Below are 16,330 nucleotides of genomic sequence, written 5' to 3' on the forward strand. Positions count from 1 at the left end.
CGCCCAATGGCGCAAAGTGAGAACCGTGCAGCGGTGCTCTTCGACCTCGATGGCACGCTGACAAACCCGTTCGTGGGTATATCAAATTGCATCCGGCATGCGATGGAGAAGATGGGATGCAGAGCTCCCGACGATGATGCAATCCGATCTCACATCGGGCCGCCTTTGCAAACGACTTTCGCCGCCTTCCTCGAAACCGATGATGAAGCCCGTATATGGGAAGCGGTGGGGCATTACCGCGAACGATATCAGCGCGTGGGAAAGTTCGAAAACGAGCTGATTCCGGGCATAAGGGAGGTGCTCGCTCACTGCCTGGGTGCAGGCCATTTCCTCTCTGTTGCCACCTCGAAGATGGAAGCCTACAGCAAGGATATCATCGCGCATTTCGGACTGTCGGAGTTCTTTCACGCCATTCATGGCTCGGCACCCGACGGAACCAATGCCAACAAGGCAGATCTGATCCGGCACATTCTTGCCAGTGAACCGATCAACGCGATGAACGCTGTGATGATTGGTGACCGCCTCCACGATGTTGTCGGCGGCAGGGCGAACGGCGTGCCCGCTATCGGTGTTCTTTGGGGCTTTGGCGACCGGGTGGAGCTTGAAGAGGCGGGAGCGGTGGCGATCGTGGAGAGACCGGTCGACCTCGCATCTGCAATTGACGGTAGTCTTGCGGTTGAGCCCGTCTTATCGTCATAAAGCCGTGTGCTATGGTTTGCGGGCCTTTACCCTTTCTGCCCGATGCGGGACAATGAAGCATTGAGTCTTCAAAAATCGAGCGGCACATATTCATGGCGAGCGACAGGCGTTTGCGCGATCCGATCTTTGCAGCAGCAGAGCGTGAACGAAACAGGCCCGAGCGACCTTTTATCCACTTGAGAGTGCACTCGGCCTATTCCCTCCTTGAGGGAGCGCTGCCGCTGGGCAAGATCATCGGTCATGCACTGAAGGACGAAGCGCCCGCGATAGCCATTACCGATACGAACAATCTGTTCGGCGCGCTGGAGTTTTCGCAAAAGGCATCCAAGGAAGGGTTGCAGCCGATTGTCGGATGCCAGCTTGATTGCGCCTTTGAGGATGCGCTGGCGGAGGCTCGTCGCGGCAATGGCCGAAAAGGCGGTGGTGCGCAATACGAGCCACTGGTTCTGATAGCCGCGACAGAGGAGGGCTATACCAATCTGGTGCGCCTGGTCAGCCGGGCCTATCTGGAAAACGAACCGGGCGAAGCCACCCACATCACGACCCAATGGCTCAGCGAGCTTGCTCCTGGCATCATTTGCCTGACAGGAGGGCCACGCGGGCCCATCGGGGCTGCACTCAAGGCTGACCGGGCGGAGGTTGCCGAGCAGCGGCTTCTTTTCCTCAAAAAGTGTTTTGGCAACCGGCTCTATGTGGAACTGGAGCGGTTCGAGGGCTATGACCGGGCCCTGGAGGCGGCCGCTGTCGAACTTGCCTATAAGCATGAATTGCCGCTGGTTGCCACCAATGAGGCGTTTTTCCCCGCCCGTGACGACTTTGAAGCTCATGACGCGCTGATCGCCATCGCCGAAGGCGCAGTCATCGCGATGGATGACCGTCGACAACTCACGCCAGACAATTATCTGAAGAGCCAGGCCGAGATGGCGCGGCTCTTTTCCGATCTGCCCGAAGCCGTCGACAACACCATCGAGATCGCCCGGCGCTGTTCCTATTTCACGCAGACCCATCCGCCAATATTGCCGCGCTTTACGGGGGCAGACGCCGCCGATGCCGAAGCCGCACTACAGGCGGAAGCCGATGAACTGCGGCGCCAGGCCCATGAAGGGTTGAACCACCGGCTGGAGACGCAGGGGCTTGCGGAGGGATATACCCGCGAAACCTATGTCGAACGGCTCGATTATGAGCTTGGCATTATCGAGCGGATGAAGTTTCCGGGCTACTTCCTGATCGTTTCGGACTTCATCAAATGGGCCAAGGCGCAGGATATCCCGGTTGGGCCGGGGCGTGGTTCGGGCGCCGGCTCGCTGGTCGCCTATGCGCTGACGATTACGGATGTGGACCCGCTGCGCTTCTCGCTTCTCTTCGAGCGCTTTCTCAATCCCGACCGCGTGTCGATGCCCGACTTCGATATCGATTTTTGTCAGGACCGCCGCGAAGAGGTGATCCGCTATGTGCAGGAGAAGTATGGCCGCGATCAGGTGGGGCAGATCATCACCTTCGGTACGTTGCAGGCCCGCGCCGTGCTGCGCGATGTGGGGCGCGTGCTGCAGATGCCTTACGGGCAGGTGGACCGGCTGTGCAAGATGGTGCCGTCTAACCCGGCCAATCCCACACCGCTGCCCAAGGCGATCGAGGATGAGCCGCGTTTTGCCGAGGAAGTGGAGAAGGAGCCGATCGTCGGCACGCTTCTCGATTATGCCCAGAAGCTTGAGGGCCTTTACCGTCACGCCTCGACGCATGCCGCCGGCATCGTGATCGGCGACCGGCCGCTTTCGGAGCTCGTCCCGATGTATCGCGACCCGCGCTCCGACATGCCGGTCACCCAGTTCAACATGAAATGGGTGGAACAGGCGGGGCTGGTCAAATTCGATTTTCTTGGCCTCAAGACGCTGACGGTTCTGGAAACGGCGGTGAAGCTCATCCGCCGGCGTGGGATCGAGATCGATCTGTCGCGCATTCCGCTTGATGATCCGGACACCTACGCCATGCTCTCGCGCGGTGAGACGGTCGGCGTGTTCCAGGTGGAATCGGCGGGCATGCGCAAGGCGCTGATCGGCATGAAGCCGGACCGGATCGAGGACATCATCGCGCTTGTGGCGCTTTACCGTCCGGGTCCGATGGAAAATATTCCCACCTACAATGCGCGCAAGCATGGTGAGGAAGAGATTGCCTCCATTCACCCCAAGATCGACCACCTGGTGAAGGAAACGCAGGGCGTTATCGTCTACCAGGAGCAGGTGATGCAGATCGCGCAGGAGCTGGCTGGCTACACGCTCGGTCAAGCGGACCTTCTGCGCCGCGCCATGGGCAAGAAGATCCGTGCCGAAATGGAAAAGCAACGCGGCATCTTCGTGACGGGCGCGACTGAGCGCGGTGTTTCCAAACAGCAGGCCGACTTCATTTTCGACCTTCTGGCCAAGTTCGCCGACTACGGCTTCAACAAGTCGCATGCGGCCGCCTATGCCATCGTCTCTTATCAGACAGCCTATCTTAAGGCGCATTACCCGGTCGAGTTCCTGGCCGCGTCCATGACCTACGACATGGCCAACACGGACAAGCTCAACGATTTCCGGCGCGATGCCATGCGGCTTGGCATCGAGGTGGTTTCGCCTTCGGTTCTGACATCCCATCGGCCGTTCGAAGTGGGCGATAACAAGATTTACTACGCCTTGGCCGCAATCAAGGGCGTGGGCGATGCGGCGGTCGAGCACATTGTTGAAAAGCGCAATGAAAAACAGTTTGAAAGCCTTGAGGATTTTTGCGCCCGTATCGATCCCAAGATCGTCGGCAAACGGGTCTTCGAGAGCCTTATCCAGGCGGGGGCCTTCGATTGTTTCGGGCATGACAGGGCGGCGCTGTTCGGTGGCATAGACCGTTTGATGGGCATGGCTGCACGCGCTGCAGAAGACGCTGCGATGGGGCAGGGCGACATTTTCGGTATGTCAGGTGGCGGAGAACCGCAGAAAATTCATCTGCCGGTGGTGGAGCCATGGTCTGCTGCAGACAAGCTCCATCGCGAATTCCAGGTTGTCGGCTGTTATCTCTCGGCGCACCCGCTGGATGAATATGCTGAAATCCTGGAGAAGATGCGGGTGCAGAACTGGGCGGATTTTCAGGCTGCGGTAAAACGCGGAGCAACCGCCGGGCGCCTTGCTGGAACGGTGACTTCGAAGCAGGAGCGACGCACGCGCACCGGTAACAAGATGGGGATCATCCAGCTGTCCGACGCCACGGGGCAGTATGAGGCGGTGCTGTTTTCTGAAGCGCTTGCACAATATCGCGAGCTTCTGGAAGCAGGGTCCTCCGTGGTCATCATGGTGGGGGCGGAGAACCGACCTGAAGGTGTCAACCTTCGCATTCAGGGGGTGCAATCCCTTGAGGAGGAGGCCTGTCGGATGCAGAAAGCGTTGCGGATCTATCTGCGTGATTCCAAACCGCTTCAGGCGATCTCCTCGCAACTCACCCAGCGTGGTGATGCGCAGGTTAGCCTGGTCGTCATCAAGAACGGTGGCGAGGGGGAGATAGAGGTGGGGTTGCCCAACCGATACCGCATCTCACCACAGATAGCAGCGGCCATGCGCGCGGTTTCCGGTGTGGTGGATGTGGAGCTGGTTTAACGGCTGAGTGGCGCCCTCGCACGCAGGGATCGATCGCTTGGCGGACGGCAGGCACCCCAAACCGCCGGTCGGCAACCGCCCGGTTGCTTGGCAAAAACAGCCCCGCGGATCAACCGCCACCGGCTTTTCCCTTGCCAAATGTGTATCCCGTCTCCACCGCCTGTCGACCGAATTTCTCCCGCAGGCTATCGATAGCGCCCTCGGCGAGAGCGCGCTTGTGGGAAAGGCGATCCACCAGATCGGGAGGGTCCGCTCTGGCGGCATCGGTCAGGTCGCTTACACCAATGCCCAGAAGTCGGAAGCGTGTCCCGTCGATTTCTCTTTGCAGAAGATCGAGTCCGGTGTGAAAAATGCGATCGGCAAGACGTGTGGGGTCTCCCAGCTGTCGATTGCGTGTACGCAGCCGAAAATCGGCCGTCTTGAGCTTCAAGGTCACGGTCCGTCCGGCGATGTCGGATTTCTTCAGGCGAGCCGAAACGCGCTCTGACAGGGCGCGCAGGACAGGCACGAGCTCATCCATGCGGGAAAGATCGGTGTTGAAGGTTGTTTCGGAAGATACGCTCTTGGCCTCGCTGCGTGGTTTTACACCGCGTTCGTCCAACCCGCGCGAGAGGTGATAAAGCCGGTCTCCCATGCTGCCATAGCGCCGCATGAGGTCTGTGCGTTCCATGTGCTGAAGCTGACCGATGGACTTTATTCCATCTTTCGCCAGGGTTGCAGCGAAGGCTTTTCCCACTCCCCAGATCAGTGATACGGGCTTGGCTTCCAGAAACTTCACGGCTTCTTCGCGGCCAATCACCGAAAACCCCCGCGGCTTGTTCATGTCCGAGGCGACCTTGGCGAGAAACTTGCAGTAGGAGAGGCCGACGGAAACGCTGATGCCAATTTCATCCTCGACTTGTCTGGCGAAACGCGCGAGCACCGTGGCTGCGGGGGCACCGTGCAGCTTTTCCGTGCCGGCCAGATCCAGAAATGCCTCATCGATGGAAAGCGGTTCGACCATCGGCGTGAGCGCTTCCATCATCGAGCGTACCTGCCTGCCGACCTGGACGTATTTTTCCATGTCCGGTTTTATGATCACCGCCTCCGGGCACAGCTCAAGCGCCTTGAACATCGGCATGGCGGAGCGAACGCCGTGGATACGGGCAATGTAGCAGGCGGTGGAAACAACACCCCGCTTGCCTCCGCCAACGATCACGGGCCTGTCACGTATGGCTGGGTTGTCGCGTTTTTCGACTGAAGCGTAAAAGGCGTCGCAATCGATATGCGCGAGCGAAAGTCCATTAAGCTCCGGGTGCCTGGAAAGCCGGGGGCTCCCACAGGCAGGGCAACGCCTGACAGCGCCCCGCGCCGATTTCAGACAGTCGCGGCAAATGCCGGGCATGGGTGCGTTGGCGGCCATTCGTGCTTCACGAACATAAAGTGAATATTCATGTTACTTGAAACGTCCCTGGCGCACAAGCCGAGTGTTGCTGACATCTGCAAGAAGGGGAGAGGCCTCGTCCTGTTCATCTGATCCTTCACAATCAAGCCGGATGCAGGGACGCTGCAGGTTGCTGCGAAGCCGGGGCTTAAATCTGAAGTGACCGGGTAATTTTCTCACCCGCTTCCTTCCAGTGTTCGACGGCGACAATACCCTCGGGCACAGGCGGCATGAGCGAACGCACCGAGTTGTCGGCCATCAGATGAAAAAGGTGTGCCTCTTCCACCGTGTCTCGTACGGATACGAGATTGTAATACATGTCGTCGACGAAGGCGACGGGGCGGGGATGGTCTCCGCGCAACCGCTTGATCGCCGGTCCCTTGGCGCGTTCGGTTGTCAGCAGGGGATAGTGCATTTCCAGTTGGTCGAGCAAAGCACGCCGTGTCTGCCGGAAGCGATGGGGCATCGCCGTCAGGAGGATGACCTGGCTCGATCGCGACAGATCTGCGATGGTTTCGGATGCATCTTCCGCAAGTTTCTGCCAATCATGCTGCACTTCAAAAAAGGCATCGACGAGTTCGGCCACGGTGTCGTCACAGACCCGGTTGCCTGATGTGAGGTCGATGATATTGCCGTTGAGACCGAAGCTCTCCAGTTTCAGCTGGAAACCGCGTGTCTGCAGATAATCGGGAAACGGACGGATAAATTCCAAGATCACGTCATCGACGTCAAGCACGAGAAGGGGATCGTGGCTTAACGAAAGTTCCTCGATCTGTCTGGAAGTTTCCGGGTCGATGCTCATGTGTGCGAAGTCCAGTTCTGATCAGGGCTGAATGTCGTATTCCGTCTTGCCGTGCGGCAGTGCATGTGGTGCGCGTGCAACCTGCTCGGGGGGAATGCCGCTTTCCTCGCAAAAGCGCAACAGGGTCGGTTCATGGGCGAGAATAAACTGCAGCACGCCAGCGAGGAATCCCGGCTCTGCGGCCGCCGAGCGGATCTGCTCTGCTTCAATTCCCGTCAACGACAGAAACCGGGGCAGTAGTTTCTCGTCCGCCGCGATGAAGGCAAGGGCGGATACGGCGATGGATTCAGATTCCTCGCGTTGCATTTGGTGTCCTCATGATCTCAAATTGGGTGGAGGTGGACATTCTCAATGGAATGAATTGCGCGTGGATCCAGTGCCGCTATTCTGAAAAGCTACGATTCGTCATCATCTATTACCGATTCATAAATCAAATCGTGCAAGGGTGGTGTTTGAAATTCCGCTGTCGGAGGGTTCCGCGATAGGCAACCCGCGTCACCTGGTCTCAGCGGGGTTGAGTGGGACGGGGTTTGATGTCGAAGAAAGTCATGATCGTCGAAGACAATGAGCTCAACATGAAGCTCTTTCGCGATCTTATCGAGGCAAGCGGTTACGAAACGGTGCGTACGCGCGATGGTCTGCTGGCGCTCGACCTGGCGCGGGAGCATCGTCCCGATCTTATCCTGATGGACATCCAGCTTCCCGAGGTTTCCGGACTTGAAGTCACGAAGTGGCTGAAGGAAGATGACGATCTGCACACCATTCCGGTAATCGCCGTCACGGCGTTTGCCATGAAGGGGGATGAAGAGCGCATTCGTCAGGGGGGCTGCGAAGCCTACATTTCCAAGCCCATTTCGGTTCCCAGTTTCATCGAGACCATCAAATCCTATCTGGGAGATGCCTGATGCCCGGGCCGCGCTCCCAGCAAAGTTTGTGAGGAGCCGGGGATGACCGCGCGTGTGCTTGTTGTCGATGACGTTCCCTCCAACGCCAAGCTTCTGGAGAGCCGCCTTCTCGCGGAATATTTCGAGGTCGTCTGCGCACATAGCGGGGCCGAAGCGCTCAGGGTTTGCGCTGATGGCAAGGTGGACATTGTACTGCTCGATGTCGTCATGCCGGAGATGGACGGTTTTGAAGTATGCCGCCGGCTGAAGCAGGACCCTGCAACGCAGCACATACCGGTCGTCATGGTTACGACGTTGGATGAAACCGCTGACCGGGTGAAAGGACTGGAAGCGGGGGCGGATGATTTCCTTTCCAAGCCCGTTGGGGATCTTCAGCTGCTTACACGGGTGAAGAGCCTGACCCGGCTGAAAATGCTTACCGACGAGCTACGCCTGCGCACGGCCATCGCCCACAATGCCGGTTTTGACAACGGTCTGGAAGACGAACGGCGTGCTGCGCCAGCCATTCTCCTGATCGACGACGACAGTGCATCCTCGGCTTGCATTGGCCGGATGTTGAAGGCCGATTTCAGCCTCGACGTTGAGGATGATCCTCAGGCGGGCCTCTTCCGGGCCGCGGAAGGTGGGTACGAGTGCGTTCTCGTGACCACTGGCTATTCGGACTATGATCCCTTGCGTCTATGCGCTCAGTTGCGTGCTCTGGACCGGACACGCCTTCTCCCCGTCATGCTGGTTGCCGACATTGGCGACGGGACTGTGCTTCAGCGCGCGCTTGAATTTGGTGTGAACGATTATGTTACCCGTCCCGTAGACCCTCAGGAACTGGTCGCCCGGTTGCGCACACAGCTACGCCGCAAGCGTTACAATGATCGTTTGCGTTCGAGCGTCAGCCAAAGTTTCCAGATGGCGGTGACGGACCCGCTGACCGGGCTTCACAACCGACGTTACCTCGACACCCATTTGCCCAGGCTTATAGCGCGATCCGTTGCCCGACAGCGGCCCCTCTCGCTCATGATTGCAGACATCGACCGGTTTAAATCGATCAACGATGCCTGGGGTCATCAGGGGGGGGACGACGTTCTGCGTGAATTTGCTGATCGTCTGCGACAGAACATACGCGGCATCGACCTCATCTGCCGGTTTGGTGGAGAAGAGTTCGTTGTCGCCATGCCGGATACGGACAGGGCGGCTGCAGAGATGGTGGCCGAGCGACTGAGGGTCGCCATCGCGAACGAACCCTTTACGGTGGATGGCGGCAAGAATGCCATCCCTGTTACCACCAGTGTGGGCGTGGTTTCCCGCATGGGTACGCTTGATGACGCTGCACAGCTGTTGAAGCGCGCAGATCTTGCTCTCTACGAAGCAAAGAATGCTGGCCGCAATTGCGTGGTTGCGCCTGCGGCCTGATCTCCCGGTTTGCTGCCTGCACCAGGTCAACATCAGGGCGGGTTAACGGATGCGAATATTTGGTATTGTCACATTGATCAGCATGAAGATCACGAACATGCCACGAAAAGGTGACCTTCGCTCTTCCAATGAAAGGGCTGACTTCCAGCACGCGTCGGGCCATATTTAACCCTAACAACAGACAGATGCGCGCGATGGTTAAGTAAGTGTTGATTTTGTGGTGGCTGTGCGCAAATCTCTGCGCCTATAGAACCGGCGTGACGGAGCATTCCAGTCTGGAATGCTCAGTCTGATATACCCCATGATGCTCAGGTCCGCCGCATCTCCTGGGTCCGTGGGGTCGGTCGGCCGGCGCTGGTGAACAGTGGCCTCCTCGTACCGCTGCCAGTTTGCCGGCCGGCCCCCATCTCTTTCCCGACATAGGCTTTACCAGCCCACGTTTCTCGATCCGTGACGGTGCAACGTAAGATGCCAGAAATATTTCATACAAAAAACGCCGCTCGACGGCGGCGTTTCTGAACAGGCACTTTCCAGAAAACTACTTGATTTTCGTTTCCTTGAATTCGACGTGCTTCTTGGCAATGGGATCGTATTTCCGCTTGGTCATCTTGTCGGTCATCGTCCGGCTGTTCTTCTTCGTGACGTAGAAGAATCCCGTATCGGCCGTCGACTGGAGCTTGATCTTGATGGTCGTGGCCTTCGCCATGTCTTTCGTCCGTTGCTGGTGTTTATCCAATGCGCGGCAGTGGAATCTCTCCACCAGCGCTTAAAGAGTCTGGCGGACACATAAAGGGTACGCGCGGAAAGTCAAGACGGCATGTTCCGCAATCAGGCTGATACCGGTTTGGAGGGCGACCGGTTTCTGTATTGGTTGCACGTATTGCCACCATTTCCCGCAAAGTAACCGTAATCATACCTGTTGCCGCTCGCGACATGGGGGCTTTTTCTCCACCATGCCGGCAGTTTTAGGGGAGAATCGCGAGTTTGCGCTCGTGGCGTTCCTGGGCTTCCGGACAGCTCGCGTGAAAAAGGCAGCCGCCTGCGACCGGAGTTTTCGTCCCAATGACTGTTACAGATGTGTCCGTCTTGCGTTGATTTCAGAGTGTGAGGGTTGGTCTGGATATTCCTGGAGATCTTGCGTGCGACACCTGGCCTTGTATTTTCGTGCTCTTCTGTTCTGGCTCGTTATCGGGCTCGGAGCGGTGTATCAGTCAGGCACAGCCCTGGCGCAGTCCATCCCGCCGACATCTCCCTGTGATGTGGGAGCCGACAGAACACCGTCGGGGTGGTTTAAACAGGTTGGATCCCCGGACTGTTCCGATCAGGTTAAATGGGGATTCGGAGAATTTCCATGGCTGAACGGTCCTCTCCCAGGGTTGCCGACGGGAGATGACACGTTCACCACAATGTATGGAGGTAGCGGCCATTACGAAGCGATTTCGACAAACATTACCGGTCTTGTTCCTGGCAGGAAATATGAGATCCCGTTTTTCGGGATTACGCGAGGAACGGATTCGCGTTCTTATCGGAACAGATGTACCGGTCTTGTTTTAAAGCTAGGAAACCGCGCTAACCAAAGGTTTCCGACCGGGTCGAGTGCCTGGGAGCAAAAAAAACTGACATTCACCGCAGGGGCGGCCAGTGAACGTTTGCTTGTCTCCGTTTATTATGGGGGAAGCGGCAATTGTGTGGCCAACTTCGCTCTGGGCACCTCTCCCATTGACGTGATCAAGACCGCGAAACTGGAGGGGGAGGGTGCTGGTGACACCATAACTTTCACGATGACGGTTGAAAACACGGGGGTTGAGACTCTCACAGGCGTTGCCATCGACCAGGATATTCTGGAGCGGAAGGATGGGACGTCTCTCAATCTAACGACACCTCCCGTTTGGGTCTCAAACAGCGGGTCATCCGCAGCTGGAACGCTGGTGCCGGGTGAGCGGGCGACCTTCACGGCCACCTATAAACTCGTTCAGGAAGACATCGATGCCGGTGGGGTAACCAACCAGGCTGTTGGTATTGGAATTTCTCCCACGATCGGGGAGGTGAGTGCCTACTCCCGATCCGAAGCCGGTAAAGATCAGTCGCCGACCGTGGTCGACATAGCCAGGGCGCCTTCCATCAGTCTCACGAAAACTGCGGAATATGAAGACGCAAACGGAAACGGAGAGCTGGATGCAGGAGATCGCATCCGCTTCCGCTTTTCCGTTGAGAATGACGGCAACACGCGTTTGAGAAACATTACTATCGAGGATCGGCAGGGGGCCTGTGGCCGGTCACACGTTTCCCTCGCTGGATCCGGAGGAAAAATATGAAAGGGCAGAACTTTCCTACTATCTGACGCAGGCAGACATCGATGCCGGAGAGAAAAGCAATGACGCGAGCGTCACTGCAATCACGCCGGACGATACACGTGTCTCCGACAGGGCCAGAACAACGTTCAATTTTGACACCAGTCAAAGCATCAGCCTTACCAAGCGCGGCGCTCATGTGGACGCAAATGGCAATGGTGTCGTCGATGCCGACGACCACATCCAATATACCTTCGTGGTGGAAAATACCGGGGATGTCACGCTCCGCAACATCACGGTGGCTGATGAACATCTTTCCAGTGGCGTGATCGGCGGCCCTCTAGGAAGCCTCGGGCCGCGGCAGGTCGATGACACGACCTTCAGCGGCCGTTACGAACTCACTCAGGCCGACGTTGATGCTGGTGTCATCAACAACACTGCTTCAGTCAAAGGCGTCGCGCCTGACAACGAGGAAGTCACGGATACATCGAGCCTGTCCCTCCGCGAAGATGGGGTCAGTGCGATTTCTCTGGACAAGACGGGGGCGTATGTCGACACCAACGGCAATGGGCGCGTCGATCCGGGAGATAGGATTGAATACAAGTTTGAGGTTCAAAATAGCGGTACGGTCACGCTTTCCGACATCACCGTTTCCGACAAGATTGCGACGGTGTCTGGAGGTCCGCTGGAGGACCTTGCCGTGGGAGCGAAGGACACCACGACCTTTTCGGCATTCTATGAACTCACGCAGGATCTTATCGATGCGGGCGAGATCGATAACGAAGCCACCGTGACAGGGAAGGATCCGCGCGGCAATTCCGTGAGTGACGGATCTAAAGTCAAGGTCATGCTTGAGACCTCAGAGGCGATATCTCTGGACAAGACGGCCGAATTCGTCGATTTGAACACGAATGGTCGCCCGGATGCCGGCGATCGCATCGACTACAGTTTCCGTGTCGAAAACACCGGCGACGTAACCCTGAAGAATGTGACGATCTCGGATCCGCCGATCACTGTGACAGGGGCTCCGCTGCCGCAACTTTTACCATCGGCCAGCAATGCGAACAATTTTTCCGGAAGCTACACTATCAAGCAGGCTGATGTGGATGCGGGTGAATTCATCAACACCGCAACCGCACGCGGAGTGGCTCCTGACGACGGTGAGGTGACGGACACCGGGAAGGCGGAAGTGGAGCTGACGCGGCAGCCGGGTCTCAAGCTGACGAAGAACGCCACCTATGAGGATGTCAACGGCAACTCAAGGCACGACCCGGGGGACCGGCTCAACTATACATTCATCGTTGAGAACACCGGCAACGTAACTATCGAGAACATAACGATCGATGATCCCAAGGTTGACGTGACGGGCGGGCCGATCGGCAGCCTGGCGCCCGGAGCGGTGGATGGTACGACTTTCCGGGCCCAGTATGAGATAACGCAGCCCGATATTGATCTGGTTTACTTTGTGAACACTGCCACGGTGTCTGGACGTGACCCGCAGAACAAAGATATTACAAGTGATGGTGTCCACGAGTTTTTCTTTGAGCAGAAACCCTCTCTCACATTTGAGAAATCTGGTGTTTATGTCGACACGAATGCAAATTCTGTTGCCGATGTCGGCGATCATATCAATTACACATTCAAGGTCACCAACACCGGGAACGTCACCTTATTCAACACAATAATTGATGATCCTGATGTGGTGCTGCCGAACAACCAGATCTCAGACATACCGCCGGGCGACACGGCTGTCAGAAACAGCGCTCCATACGCGATAACGCAGGCCGATATTGATGCCGGTCAAGTGGTGAACGAAGCGACCGTGACGACGGAGACGGTGGACCAGGAGGGCCTATCGGCGACCGACAATTCCGTTGTCCCCCTTGCTCAGGTACCCGGATTGACGCTCGAGAAAAAAGAGGACGGGCACGAGGACAAAAACGGGAATGGTGTTGTTGATGCCGGTGATGCCATAAAATACCGATTTGAGATAGAGAACTCCGGCAATGTGACCCTGAAGGAGGTAACGCTTTCGGATCCCAAAGCGGATGTTTCAGGCGCGCCCGTCACTTCCCTCGCTCCGGGTGCCAAGGATACAACGACTTTCACGGCTGAATACACGCTGACGCAGGCTGATCTCGATGCAGGGAAACTAACCAATACGGCGACAGCGTCTGCGACCACTCCGGATGGCAAAGCCGCGAGTGACGAAAGCACCGTTGAACTGCTTTTGAGCGCTGCTCCCGCCGCCCTGTTTATCAAAAGCGGTGAGCTTGTGGATACGAACGGCAGTGGCCGACCTGATGTTGGCGATGTGATCGAGTATCGGTTCTTGGTCCGCAATACGGGCAATGTCTCGCTGAAAAAACTGCGCGTGGCCGATGATCTGGTGGCGGTGACAGGAGGAACGCTCGACAGTCTCGCGCCGGGTGAGGTTGATAACACCACCTTCGAGGCGCGCTATGAAATCACGCAGGAAGACATACAGAAAGGGCAGGTGGAGAACACCGCCAAGCTACACGCGGAAGCGCCATCGGGTGATCCGCTGGAGGTGGATTCGCAGAATGAAACGGGTGTGGGCCCCACCATCATCATGATCGAGGGGGTCCCCGATATTGATCTGTCGCTGGAAGGCGTGTTGATCGACGCAAATGGGAACGGCTTTCCAGATGCCGGTGAACGGGTCGAGTATAGTTTCATTGTGACCAACACCGGAAACATTACTCTCAGCAATGTGTCGATCCCTTCGATTGGTCTCAGATCACCTGATGGAACAATCGTGTCTGCACCAGTTGCAGGAGGCCCACTCGCGACCCTTGGGGTGGGGGCAGAAGACAGTGGGACATTCACGGCCAGCCACGTTTTGACGCAGGATCAGATCGAGCAGAAGCTGCTTTTCGGCATCGCGCAGGTGTCCGGATTCGGTCGTGCCAGGGATGAGGTTACCGCCCAGTCAGAGCATCAGCTGGAACTCCCCCAGAACGCGTCATTGGCGTTGGTAAAAACAGCTGAACTCGATGCAAGCGGCGATTCGAATTCCCGTCCGGGGGACCTCATCAATTATGAGTTCGTCGCCACAAACGATGGCAATGTTCGCCTTGAGGGGGTAGTGCCGAAAGATCCCGGTCCGTCGTTCAGGGGGCAAAGAGGGACTGGCAGTTTTTCAAGTTTTACACCGGAATCTGCATCGCTTGAACCCGGTGCCAGTGCCACATTCAGGGCCCAGTATGCGATGACGCAGGAGGATATTGACCGGGCTCGCAATGTGCTCGACAGCATAAAGAATACCGCGACGGTTTCAGGCCGGGCAGGGGACGGGAAGGTGGCTGTTTCACCGGAAGCCGAGGCTGTCATAAACCTGCCGGGCGTGATTGTGTCGAAAACCACCGATTTTCCGGAAGTGCATCGCGGCGATATCGTGCCCTATACGCTAAAGATCCATGAGCTGGGGCGTGGTCGCGTGGCGTCGGTCAATCTGATCGACTACCTGCCGAAGGGGTTTTCCTACGTATCAGGCTCTGCAAGGGTTTCGGATACTCCAGTCACACCGAAATGGAAGGGCAGGAGACTGGTCCTGGAAAGCGTACGCCTTTCTCCCGACGCCCCAGTGGTGGTCACCCTTCAACTCCTGGTCACGTCTGCCGCTGTCCCGGGGGAGTATGTGAACTCAGCATGGGCAGAGACGTCGGATGGCGAGCGAATATCGCCCATCGGAACCGCGGCGGTCGATGTGGTGCCGGAAACGGTGTTCGACTGTTCCGATGTTGTTGGAAAAGTGTTCGACGACAAAAACCGGAATGGCTATCAGGACGATGGTGAAATCGGCGTTCCGGGCGCCCGTGTGGCTGCCGTGGACGGACTGACAGTGACCTCCGACGCGGAAGGTCGCTTCAGTGTGGCCTGTGCTGAACTCCCGGAAGGCCGCATTGGGCAGAATTACTCGCTCAAGCTTGATCCACGATCACTTCCCACGGGATACCGTATAACTACCGAGAACCCACGAGTGATCCGACTGACCTCTGGTAAGGTCTCCAGAGCGAATTTCGGAGTCTCCATCGGACGGGTGGCGCGCCTCGATATCGATGGCCGCGCCTTCGAGGATGGTGGCGTGACACTCGGGCCTCGCTGGCAGAATAGCGTCACTCGGCTGATAAATCTTCTGGAGCAGGAACCCACGGTTTTACGTCTTGTATACGTGGAGACTGACGAAGGCGGTCGCCTTGCCCGCCGCCGCCTTGCTTCGCTGAGACGCGAAATTGATGCACGCTGGCGTCGACGCGGCGGACGGTACGAACTGCTTATCGAGACTGTGCGCAAGCGGGCTCGGTAAACCGGAGAACGCGCCCGATAGAGGGCCCCTGCGTACCTCGGTCCTGCTTTCATCGGGCGTTTGTCGGGTTGGACAGTGCAGCAATCGGTTGTCTGCCAGCTTTCTGGGCGGCATTCGCCTCCATGCCGGCCCCGACTCTAATTGGCTTGCCTGCCCAGCCTCTGAGTGGAAGGGCGCTTTCCGATCGTGAGTGTTTGCTCTCTCATGCGTATTCGCTCTTCCAGGTTTTGCAAAGGCTGTTCCGGGTTTGTCTCTGTAGACCGACGTCTTGACGCGCTTTTCTCTCCGAGACGTCGTTTGCTCGCAGGCGAATAAAAATAAAAGTAAATCAATAATTTGTTTATCCGTTATTTCCAGCAACGTGGTGCTGAGTTGCTTTGTTATTTTTCTATAGAAAAATCATTTCATATTCATTTGGGCACGAGGCGGATTGACGTGGAAACTTATACTTATTCTGGGATTGTCATGACCTTCATATTGGCATTGCTGCGGGGCACCCTCCGGTGCTGGTCGAAACTCGGATTGCTCCTTCTGATCCTGTTATCAGGCGGGGTCTTTGCCCAGGGCGCGCATGCGCAGGCGCTGACAAGCTTTGGCACCTGCGATTCGCGATTTTGGCTGACGCAGGGTAGCGGCTCCAGAACCCTCCTTAAATATGTGGAGGATTCCACGAATCCGTTCACTTTCACGACAAGAGGCTCGGCTTCCATCCTGGTGAACGGGACAGCTTTTCATCCAACGGATTTCTTCGCCTACACAATGAAGGGGCGAAACCTCTACAGGATGGGAAATGATGGTCGTATTCAGCATGTGGCCGCGATTGGTGCCATACCGACCAACGCATTTATCACGTCAG

Annotated in this window: 10 protein-coding genes; 6 read left to right on the forward strand and 4 right to left on the reverse strand. The window is 57.2% G+C overall.

Going from position 1 to position 16,330, the window contains the following annotated elements; translation table 11 throughout:
- Positions 1 to 6 precede the first annotated feature (6 nt).
- Positions 7 to 699: an HAD hydrolase-like protein gene (locus tag AB2N04_RS10950; RefSeq protein WP_367714535.1), complete on the forward strand. Its 693-nt coding sequence runs from the start codon at positions 7 to 9 to the stop codon at positions 697 to 699.
- A 92-nt stretch (positions 700 to 791) separates the two neighbouring features.
- Positions 792 to 4,316 carry a DNA polymerase III subunit alpha gene (gene dnaE / locus AB2N04_RS10955; RefSeq protein ID WP_367714536.1) on the forward strand — a complete coding sequence of 1,175 codons (3,525 nt, stop codon included), beginning with the start codon at positions 792 to 794 and terminating at the stop codon, positions 4,314 to 4,316.
- Between the two features lie 109 nt (positions 4,317 to 4,425).
- On the opposite strand, the gene AB2N04_RS10960 is transcribed toward dnaE, so the two are convergent.
- The 3 genes from AB2N04_RS10960 to AB2N04_RS10970 form a co-directional block, all read right to left on the reverse strand.
- Entirely contained in the window at positions 4,426 to 5,718 is a 1,293-nt protein-coding gene (locus tag AB2N04_RS10960) for a DNA polymerase IV (RefSeq protein WP_367714537.1), read from the reverse strand.
- A gap of 169 nt (positions 5,719 to 5,887) precedes the next feature.
- Entirely contained in the window at positions 5,888 to 6,541 is a 654-nt protein-coding gene (locus AB2N04_RS10965; RefSeq protein ID WP_367714538.1) for a hypothetical protein, read from the reverse strand.
- A 21-nt stretch (positions 6,542 to 6,562) separates the two neighbouring features.
- Positions 6,563 to 6,847 carry a DUF3572 domain-containing protein gene (locus AB2N04_RS10970; RefSeq protein WP_367714539.1) on the reverse strand — a complete coding sequence of 95 codons (285 nt, stop codon included), beginning with the start codon at positions 6,845 to 6,847 and terminating at the stop codon, positions 6,563 to 6,565.
- 227 nt (positions 6,848 to 7,074) lie between these two features.
- On the opposite strand from AB2N04_RS10970, the gene AB2N04_RS10975 reads away from it, so the two are divergent.
- Positions 7,075 to 7,446 carry a response regulator gene (locus AB2N04_RS10975; protein ID WP_367714540.1) on the forward strand — a complete coding sequence of 124 codons (372 nt, stop codon included), beginning with the start codon at positions 7,075 to 7,077 and terminating at the stop codon, positions 7,444 to 7,446.
- Positions 7,447 to 7,488: 42 nt separating this feature from the next.
- Positions 7,489 to 8,853, forward strand: a complete 1,365-nt coding sequence (locus AB2N04_RS10980) for a PleD family two-component system response regulator (RefSeq protein WP_367714541.1) — start codon at positions 7,489 to 7,491, stop codon at positions 8,851 to 8,853.
- Positions 8,854 to 9,391: 538 nt separating this feature from the next.
- Here AB2N04_RS10980 and rpmG read toward each other — a convergent pair.
- Positions 9,392 to 9,559, reverse strand: a complete 168-nt coding sequence (gene rpmG / locus AB2N04_RS10985) for a 50S ribosomal protein L33 (RefSeq protein WP_007008183.1) — start codon at positions 9,557 to 9,559, stop codon at positions 9,392 to 9,394.
- Positions 9,560 to 9,992: 433 nt separating this feature from the next.
- Here rpmG and AB2N04_RS10990 point away from each other — a divergent pair, with 433 nt between their 5' ends.
- Together AB2N04_RS10990 and AB2N04_RS10995 are read left to right on the forward strand one after the other, a co-directional pair.
- On the forward strand, positions 9,993 to 11,168 hold the full coding sequence (locus AB2N04_RS10990; RefSeq protein ID WP_367714542.1) for a hypothetical protein: 1,176 nt from the start codon (positions 9,993 to 9,995) through the stop codon (positions 11,166 to 11,168).
- Entirely contained in the window at positions 11,122 to 15,474 is a 4,353-nt protein-coding gene (locus AB2N04_RS10995) for a hypothetical protein (RefSeq protein WP_367714543.1), read from the forward strand. The genes AB2N04_RS10990 and AB2N04_RS10995 overlap by 47 nt, the downstream gene beginning before the upstream one ends.
- The last annotated feature ends 856 nt before the right edge of the window (positions 15,475 to 16,330 follow it).

This window comes from Nitratireductor sp. GISD-1A_MAKvit, assembly GCF_040819555.1.
Taxonomy (GTDB): Bacteria; Pseudomonadota; Alphaproteobacteria; order Rhizobiales; family Rhizobiaceae; genus Nitratireductor.